The sequence below is a fragment of the Vibrio sp. 03_296 genome (genome assembly GCF_002265885.1).
In genome coordinates, this window is the sequence record NZ_NPKW01000976.1 from 1 (window position 1) to 583 (window position 583).

Sequence of the window (583 nt, forward strand, 5' to 3'; positions counted from 1 at the left end):
CAGGACATCCAAGCGCGTGAAGAGTTAGGCAACACCGGATTTGAAGACGGCGTCGCGATCCCTCATTGCGAAAAGTGCCGCCGTTACCCAACCTGCCGTCGCCATTCGGCGTGTGCAAACAGGGCAATTGGAGTACGGCGCAGAAGACGGTTTGCCTTCCAAACTCTTTTTCATGATCGCGTCACCCGATGGAGGCGATAACCACCATATTGAAGTGTTGGCTGAACTCTCTTCCAAGCTGATCGAAGAAGGTTTCATCGACACATTCCTCAATGCCGAAAACGCCGAGCAAGCACTCCAGTTATTGCTGAAAAAGGCCGAACCTGCGCCAGACACTACCCCATCAGAGAGCAAAGGGTTGATCATTGGTGTGACGGGTTGCCCTGCAGGCATCGCCCACACTTACCTCGCGGCGGAAGCACTGGAAAAAGGCGCGGCGCGTTGGACTACGAAATCAAAGTGGAAACCAACGGCTCGATTGGGGTGAAAAACAGCCCAACCGCAGAAGAAATTGAACGTGCAGAGGCGATCGTTGTGGCGTGCGATAAGCAAGTCGACATGGCGCGCTTTGCCGGCAAACGTG

General features: G+C 54.5%; 1 pseudogene. It reads left to right on the top strand.

Features of this window, described 5'->3' with window-relative positions:
- Positions 1-583, top strand: a pseudogene (locus tag CIK04_RS29280) (fructose PTS transporter subunit IIB); the annotation flags it as partial.